Here is an 8,010-nt window from a genome sequence, read left to right on the forward strand (position 1 = left end):
ACACTGCCAACTGAATAACACATCCCCGTCAATACGGTTCTCGCTGTACGCTTACTGTTGTTCTGAGGTGAGCATATCACCTCTGTTCAGGTGGCCAAATTCAGTAAACCACTTCAGGATAGCAAAGGTGATACCCAGCCGTGAATGATTAGATGACGGGTTATTGAGATCCGTCATTTCCTTTTAACTGCTTATGCTGGTTACAGTTTAGGGGAGATTAATCGGCTTAACCTGTCTTCGTTGACGGAAGCCTGAATAGTTTCCAAAGTGTGAGTTAAATGCTTCCTGACGATCTCTTCAACCTGCATTGCATCTCCTCGTCGGTAAGCCTCAAGGATGTTGAAATGGTCGTCATTGTCGGTCTGTAATATTTCCGGATGAACAAAAATGGAGAGAGAGACGTAGGGTTCTGCTACTACCAATAAATTCTTTACCATCTCATAAAGACGGGTATGAGATTCGCTGCTCATCAGCTGGACGTGAAAATCACGATTCAGCGAAGACCAGTTATGAGGATCGGTTGCTTTGCACATTTCATCATGGATTTGCTCTGCGAGTAACAACGACTCCGGCGTTATCGAACTGACCGATTTTTTAGCCAGCAGCGGTTCCAGCATGATGCGCAGCTCGTAAATTTCCGTGACATCATCAATCGACAACCCTTTAACGACCACGCCTTTATTCGCATCAATGGAAATCAAACCTTCCGAGCGCAATCCGCGAAACGCCTCACGCACGGGAGTGGTGCTGATATCAAAACGCTTAGCCACTTCATCCTGGCGAAGCCGGTCACCCGGACGGTATTTACCGGAAAGAATGTCATTTCGCAGAAGATTAAGAACGCGTTGTTCCAGCGTCTTGAAAGCATTTGGCATGTGCGGCTAACTCGGTTATGTCAGTCAGATGGCTGTCACGGAGCGTCAACAGCGTTTGAAAGGAGGGGCGTCCCGCCAGGTATACGATTGAAGCATTATATCGTTTGTCCTGTTCATTTTACAGATACTGTACCGTGAACGCGCTGGCCCATTACTGCCGGGATAGAAGCAAGCAATGGGCCAACAGACGACGTGCCTGCTTACGCAATAATCGCAGGAACCACCAGCGTCGGCAATATGGTGCTAACCCATTGGGCAATATTGAGAAGCGCGAGATCATCGTCACCACGCCCTATTAGTTGCAGCCCATAAGGCAGAAAATCAGAGGAAATACCGCACGGCACACTCACTGCAGGTAGACCCAGCAAGGTTGCTGGCATACAGAAAGAGGCATCACCGGTTTTCTCCAGGCCTTTCAACGCTGTTGTCGGTGAGGTGATCGTGATTATCGCATCGAGATCGGTGAATGCATTGTCGCGTGCCGCTCGTAAATCACTCAACTGAATAAGCAGAGCGTCATATTCCTGACGGCTAATGGTTTTTCCGTAAGCGATGAGGTCACGCGTATACGCACCGACCCGCTCTTCGCGTCCTTTAATATCGTTACTGATAGCAACGTTGGCCTCATACGCCAGAATCTTGTTCGTCAACGCGTTCAGTGCTGGCAAATCTTCGGAGAAATCGACCGGGACACACTCCACGCCCTGTGCGTTCAGCCGGCGTATAACGCCTTCGAAGTTTTGCTGTACGTCGGATTCTACGTATGACCATAGCGAAGATCGATACACACCAATTTTGCGGGGCTTGACACCGATGGCGAACTGCTCCGGCGATGATGGCGACGTAATCGCCCCATTTCGCACGATGACGGCATGGCACACCGCTCCCCAATAGAGGTCAGAGAGAATAAATCCGAGGTGATCCAGTGATACGGCTAAATCATGCACGCCGTCGGTTGGAATCAGTCCAAAGGTGGGTTTGTAGCCGTAAGCACCACAATAAGACGCAGGGCGAATAATGGAACCCACCGTCTGGGTTCCCAATGCGATATCGACAATTCCAGCCCCAACCGCAGCAGCAGAACCACTGGACGATCCTCCTGGACTGTGCGCCGTATTCCAGGGGTTAACCGTCGGACCCGCATCCCGCCAGGCAAATTCGGTAGTCACCGTTTTGCCAAAAATGATGGCTCCCGCCTCTCTCAGTTTGGCAACAATCCAGGCATCCCTGGTCGGCTGATGATCTTCGAATGTACGTGAGCCGTAAGTGGTTGGCATATCTGCGGTATCAATCAGATCTTTAATAGCGATGGGTACACATGCCAAAGGCCCACTTACAGCCAGTGTTAATTGCGATGCATAATCTGCCGGGCGATAAACAAACGATTTCAGCGTGTTATCAATAGCGTCAGCTGCCTTTATGGCAGCGCTCAGCCGTGCAGGAATTTCTTTAGGGGTTGAGATAGTCATCTTTGCATCCGTTTTAGTCTGATCACCGCAGGCATAAACACATAGGTGAAAAATGGAGGATCACCGAAAGATCGGTAACCCTATTGTTGGTCAAATCTACAATTTAATGATTGCCCGCCTGGTCAGCAAAGCGGTTATCCACGGCATCTTCCCAGCTCACTTGTCCCGGTTTAATGTTGCCAATAGAGACCTGCAGATCCAGACCTGCCTGGAAGGCTTCTTTGGAGATGGAAGGCGTTGCCGGGTAAATTTTTTGTTCGAGCATACGTTTTACGGCGGACTGAACGACGCTCTTATCCAGCGAAGTGAACTCTGTGCCAGCTACCCGGTATGCAACATCGGGTGACTTCTGCATTAATGACTCTGCTTCAGCGATGGCGCTGACGAACTTTTGCACCATTTCTGGTCGTTTCTCTACGGTCGATTTCAGCGTATCAATCGTCGAAAACGCGAACACGCCGTTATATTGTTTGGCAAAGTCATAAACGATCTTATAACCATTGGATAATGCCTGTTCGACCTGCGGCTGATAGAGCGTCGCGATGTCGGCACGATGCGCTGCCACAGGCGATATTTCGGTACCAATTGCTACGGTGTTGAGTTTGACGTCCGTTAAACCGCGCTCTTTAAGCAAATTCTGCAGTAAGTAAGTACTGGTCGAAGGCGGGATAGCCGAAGAAATCGTCTGACTTTTAACACCTGAGATGTCATTAATCGGGGCATCTTTTGGCGCAACCATCCACACAGGCACGCCTGAAACCACCATCGCAACATTGACAAGAGAGGCTCCTTTAAGGTTGGCCAGTACTGCTGTCATGGGATCCTGTAGGGAGAAATCAGCGTGACCGCCAATGACCGCAGCGACACCTTGCGCGCCGCCACCAGCGGTGACTTTTTTGACATCCAGTCCACGCTTGCTGAACAGCCCTTCATCCATTGCGACATATAAAGGAAGATATTGAATGGACTGGAATGCCTGGAAAATAACCACTTTCTCCTGGGCATTAGCAGGCTGCACAGCCAAACAACTCAAACTGGCGGTGACGAGCACGGGGGCAAGCGTATGACGGATAAATTTTATTGCGCGATTTTCCATGAAACGACCCTCTCTTCGATTAATTGAACAATCCAGGTAAGAACGGCAGCCATCAGCGTCAAAATAATGACACCCAGCCAGACTGTATTGAGGTCAAACAGCGAACCCGCGACAAACACGGCGTGGCCCAGCCCGTTTTCAGAGGCGATGAACTCGCCAACAACAGCCCCGATGAGGGCAAAACCGATGTTGATGCGAAAAATGGAGAAGATCCAGGGAACGGAAGCCGGCAAGATCAACTTCTTAAAAATCATTGATTTCTGTGCCTTGAATGAGCGGAAAAGATTAAGCAGATCCTTATCAACTTCTTCTGCCGCAGCACAGGAGGAGATCATGGCGACGGCAAAAGTTGAGATACCCGCCAGCCAGACTTTTGAAATCATTCCCGAACCAAACCAGATGATGATCAGCGGACCAAGCGCAATTTTGGGAATGCTGTTTAGCAGCATTGAAAACTGTTTAACGATGTCAGAAAGTCGAGGATAGAACCAAAGAACCAGACCCAGGATGATACCGAGTACGCTGCCTGTAACCAGGCCAAGCGCCGTTTCAACAAAAGTTACCCACGTATCGTTAAGCAATTGCCCCTGCGTAAAGCCGATAACGGCGGAGTTAAAAATGCCGACGGGCGATCCTAATAACTGTCCATTAATTAATCCAACCTGCGCAGCCAACTCCCACAACGCCACCAATACCAGAAGAATGGCAGTCACAATTGCGGTAGCACCATTGCTCTTTTTCTTCATGAGATAGGGTTCCCTGTCGCATTGGCCGAGTGAGCGACATCATTATCACGAAGCGCACTCCAAATCCGTTTATGGTAGAGAGGAAATTCAGCGGCACCGCGTGCGGTAATCGCGTCTCGCAATCCATTGCTTCCCGGTACATTCAGCACCACGTGTTCTTCAAGAATGATGTTTGCCGGCCGGCCTCCCAATACAACGATACGGTTACTCATTGCAATGGCTTCATCAATGTCATGGGTAACTAAAATGACGCTGGTCCCCTCGGTTTGAGTCAGATGCAGGACATCATTTTCCAACATGAGTCGGGTTTCATAATCCAGTGCCGAAAAGGGTTCATCGAGCAATACCACCGTTGGATCAGCAAGCAGAGTCCGACACAGTGCGACACGTTGTTTCATTCCGCCCGATAAGGAATGAGGGTAAGCATGCGCGACGGATTCCAGTCCGTATCTCGCCAGCATGGCAGTCGCGCGCGTACGATCTGCCGGTGTGACATCGCGCTGGAGTTCGATACCTAACACTGCGTTTTCCAAAATGGTCCGCCACGGCAGCAGTAAATCCTTTTGCAGCATGTAGGCAATACTGCCTGGACTGCCATCCTCACGCGGAGCTAGTTCAATTTTACCCGCGCTCGGTTTAAGCAGTCCGGAAATCAAATTGAAAAGCGTACTTTTCCCTGCCCCACTTCGGCCCACAATCGCGACGATTTCCGCCCTACCGATTGTGAATTTAAGGTTCTGAAAAATGCGGATCTCTTCATCATTAGTCTTGATAAATGAGTGATTGAGATTCCTGATTTCAAGCCGATTTTTCACCACATTCTCCTCCTGGACGACAACACATCCGGGCCATTAAAGTATGTAACGCGAAATTATGCATAATGCATAATGCATAATGCATAATGCATAATCCGAGATGCAGGAAGTGTGCCAAGGAAGAAGTGAAGCCACCGTTACTTCTGGGTGATTGATATAACTTTTTGATATTAATGTATAATTATTATTTTTTGTTCGTTTTCAGTTACATGCGAGACGACAGGAAATCACAGTAAAAAAGATGCTGTGCACCATCTGGAGGCGTAGCCTTTTCCATTTTCTTGTGTGATTGCGCCATTAATCACTTTCTCTGACTTATGTTTCACGTCAGATTGAGGAAGTACTTTCTGCACCGCAATGCAGCGTAATTTGAGCCAGAAAAAGCTTCAGGCCCTGTCTCAATCAATGGCAGCTAAGCAATTTGTAGGAACATCCTTCCCTGTGTTTAGTGATTATTAAATTAAATCAAAGAGTTAATGGGAGTGCTTTTAATGTGAGGAAAAAGTCCCCTTAATTAATCAAAAAATTCAGAAATAACCAGGCGACCGGTCTAACCCTGTGTGGGGTCTCAAACATGGGTAATGGTGCCAACTTACTGATTTAGTGTATGATGGTGTTTTTGAGGTGCTCCAGCGGCTTCTGTTTCTATCAGCTGTCCCTCCTGTTCAGCTACTGACGGGGTGGTGCGTAACGGTAAAAGTACTGCCGGACATCAGCGCTATCTCTGCTCTCACTGCCGTAAAACATGGCAGCTACAGTTCACTTACACCGCTTCTCAACCCGGTACGCATCAGAAAATCATTGATATGGCCATGAATGGCGTCGGATGTCGCGCCAGTGCACGCATTATGGGCGTTGGCCTCAACACGGTTTTACGTCACTTAAAAAACTCAGGCCGCAGTCGGTAACCTCGCGCATACAACCGGGCAGTGATGTGATTGTCTGCGCTGAAATGGACGAACAGTGGGGCTACGTCGGTGCTAAATCACGTCAGCGCTGGCTGTTTTACGCGTATGACAGGATACGGAGGACGGTTGTGGCGCACGTATTCGGTGAACGCACGTTGGCCACGCTGGAGCGTCTTCTGGGCCTGCTGTCGGCCTTTGAGGTCGTGGTATTGATGACGGATGGCTGGCCGCTTTATGAATCACGCCTGAAGGGAGAACTGCACGTTATCAGCAAGCGATATACGCAGCGCATTGAGCGGCATAACCTGAATCTGAGGCAGCATCTGGCAAGGCTGGGCAGGAAGTCACTGTCGTTCTCAAAATCGGTGGAGCTGCATGACAAAGTCATCGGGCATTATCTGAACATAAAACACTATCAGTAAGTTGGAGTCATTACCCAGGGCTGAAGCCCTTTACGCCGCAAAAGTTACTTTTATCTTTGGGGGGAGACGAACGAGCAGGGGCTCGGAGTCTTCAATGATATCGGGGCCTGTGAACCATAGTGCGCATCATGTTCTTTTTGTTTAATAGTCTTGCGGGCAAGATATGCAGACCTATCCATAAAGGAATAAATTGGGAATGTTTAAAATAAAACATCCACAAAATAATAAGCAACGATATGGTTTATTAAATACTTTTCAAACAAACTCGTTGAAATATTGTCATGTATTTTTTCAAGTGATATATAATCATAAATGTGAATCATGCTTTGAAAAATAGTAGACTCGACCTAACACCTTCAGGATCATCTCCCTTGTAAGGTTCAATTTAAAATATACCAAGGGCATAACGAGGAGAACTACTTGAATACCCTGACGCTATTTAAACTTCGTCAGTATCGAAAAGCGGTGATGCCTCTAATTAGTTGAATCTGATGTATAATGCGGGCTTTTGAGGTTCTTTCATGGCCAGCGTTAACATTCATTGTCCTCGTTGTCAGTCTGCACAGGTCTACCGCCATGGTCAGAACCCTAAAGGCCATGACAGATTTCGCTGCCGTGACTGCCACCCAGAAAAAGTTGCAGCGTACTGAGAAATGGTGACAGGTTGCACCTGCACGATCGGAACCTGATTTTTATACTGGACTCAGAGGCCGTCCAGTTGTTGAGGCGATTGTGTGCGAATTACCCATTTGGGCAAAGATTTTCCTGATGCCGGATAGATGTAAGCAACAACCCAAAACCAGGTTCAGTACTTGCAAAACGGAGGTAGTCCATAGATATAAAAGGTGGCGTCGGAAATAGCGTGCTTACGGCAGAGCTCACGGGCAGAAACCCCGGCTTCAGCCTCGCGGAGGATACTGATGATCTGTTCGTCGGAAAAACGCTTCTTCATGGGGATGTCCTCATGTGGCTTATGAAGACATTACTAACATCGCGGTGTATTAATCAACGGGGAGCAGGTCAAAGCTTGGCGAAACCCCATTAAGAAACAAGATCAAGGCTACTCTAAAAGAGGCTCGGCCTAACTCTAAGATCTGTTTTATTGGTGATATGCAGGGGGAACTAGACGGGCATATTACCCAGGCACTGAACCTACAGGAAGGAATGGTGAAGGTATCTCACTGATAATTAGAAGATATCTTCACGGAACTCTTTTGCTACTGCGGCCAATTCTCTCATTTGTCGATAGTCTTGGCCTTCCGCATGTGCCCAAGGGTGGAAAACCGCAAGAAGGCTATATTGGTTTTCATCAAGTATGTTTTGGACATACACCAGGCAGGTATCAGAAGTTCTATGCCATTGCACAGTGGCTTGGTCTGGTTTACGAGCGTGCTTACCCTTTGGGGTAATAGGCGGCTCAAACTTATTCATACCGAGTTCTAGGTGTATATGCCACATGTGCGCATCTTTCACCTCATCGGGTCGATCATATAGAGTATCTCGGCCGAAATAATGAGGGAGTTTGCCAGTCGCCTTGTAGATAGCAAAGTCATCTAGCAAACTCTGTTCGAGGCTAGGGAATTTTGTAAAAACCGGGGCAAAGAAACGGTCGTAAGTTTTTGGGGGCTTTGTTGAATAAATCGAACTTTTGCTGAGTTGAAGGATCAGATCACGCATCT

The 8,010-nt window shown here is 48.1% G+C and carries 7 protein-coding genes and 2 pseudogenes; 2 read left to right on the forward strand and 7 right to left on the reverse strand.

Translation table 11 applies throughout. The features are described 5' to 3' along the window. Window positions 1–200: 200 nt before the first annotated feature. From ABLU50_RS15770 to ABLU50_RS15790, 5 genes are all read right to left on the reverse strand, one after another. Window positions 201–875: a GntR family transcriptional regulator gene (locus ABLU50_RS15770; protein WP_080466008.1), complete on the reverse strand. Its 675-nt coding sequence runs from the start codon at window positions 873–875 to the stop codon at window positions 201–203. Window positions 876–1,075: 200 nt separating this feature from the next. Then, window positions 1,076–2,344 carry an amidase gene (locus ABLU50_RS15775; protein ID WP_080466009.1) on the reverse strand — a complete coding sequence of 423 codons (1,269 nt, stop codon included), beginning with the start codon at window positions 2,342–2,344 and terminating at the stop codon, window positions 1,076–1,078. A 103-nt stretch (window positions 2,345–2,447) separates the two neighbouring features. Further along, entirely contained in the window at window positions 2,448–3,440 is a 993-nt protein-coding gene (locus ABLU50_RS15780) for an ABC transporter substrate-binding protein (protein WP_080466010.1), read from the reverse strand. Then, on the reverse strand, window positions 3,422–4,186 hold the full coding sequence (locus tag ABLU50_RS15785) for an ABC transporter permease (protein WP_080466011.1): 765 nt from the start codon (window positions 4,184–4,186) through the stop codon (window positions 3,422–3,424). Before ABLU50_RS15785 ends, ABLU50_RS15780 begins: the two co-directional genes overlap by 19 nt. Then, window positions 4,183–5,001: an ABC transporter ATP-binding protein gene (locus tag ABLU50_RS15790; protein WP_204787289.1), complete on the reverse strand. Its 819-nt coding sequence runs from the start codon at window positions 4,999–5,001 to the stop codon at window positions 4,183–4,185. Before ABLU50_RS15790 ends, ABLU50_RS15785 begins: the two co-directional genes overlap by 4 nt. Before the next feature lie 647 nt (window positions 5,002–5,648). Between ABLU50_RS15790 and ABLU50_RS15795 the strand changes: the two genes are divergently transcribed. Both ABLU50_RS15795 and ABLU50_RS15800 read left to right on the forward strand, forming a co-directional pair. Further along, window positions 5,649–6,331, forward strand: a protein-coding gene (locus tag ABLU50_RS15795) for an IS1 family transposase (protein WP_242630235.1) whose coding sequence is annotated in 2 segments (ribosomal slippage) — window positions 5,649–5,883 and window positions 5,883–6,331 — 684 coding nt in all. Because the reading frame shifts where the segments join, the coding sequence is not laid out codon by codon here. 521 nt (window positions 6,332–6,852) lie between these two features. After that, window positions 6,853–6,957: pseudogene (locus ABLU50_RS15800) on the forward strand (IS1 family transposase); the annotation flags it as partial. 212 nt (window positions 6,958–7,169) lie between these two features. On the opposite strand, the pseudogene ABLU50_RS15805 reads toward ABLU50_RS15800, so the two are convergent. Both ABLU50_RS15805 and ABLU50_RS15810 read right to left on the reverse strand, forming a co-directional pair. Continuing rightward, window positions 7,170–7,283 (reverse strand): annotated as a pseudogene (locus ABLU50_RS15805) (transposase); the annotation flags it as partial. Window positions 7,284–7,519: 236 nt separating this feature from the next. After that, window positions 7,520–8,010 (reverse strand): type II toxin-antitoxin system YafO family toxin (locus ABLU50_RS15810; protein WP_348864839.1); only part of this gene is annotated, 491 nt, incomplete at its 5' end.

The organism is Klebsiella sp. GG_Kp173, from assembly GCF_040062415.1.
GTDB lineage: Bacteria > Pseudomonadota > Gammaproteobacteria > Enterobacterales > Enterobacteriaceae > Klebsiella > Klebsiella quasipneumoniae.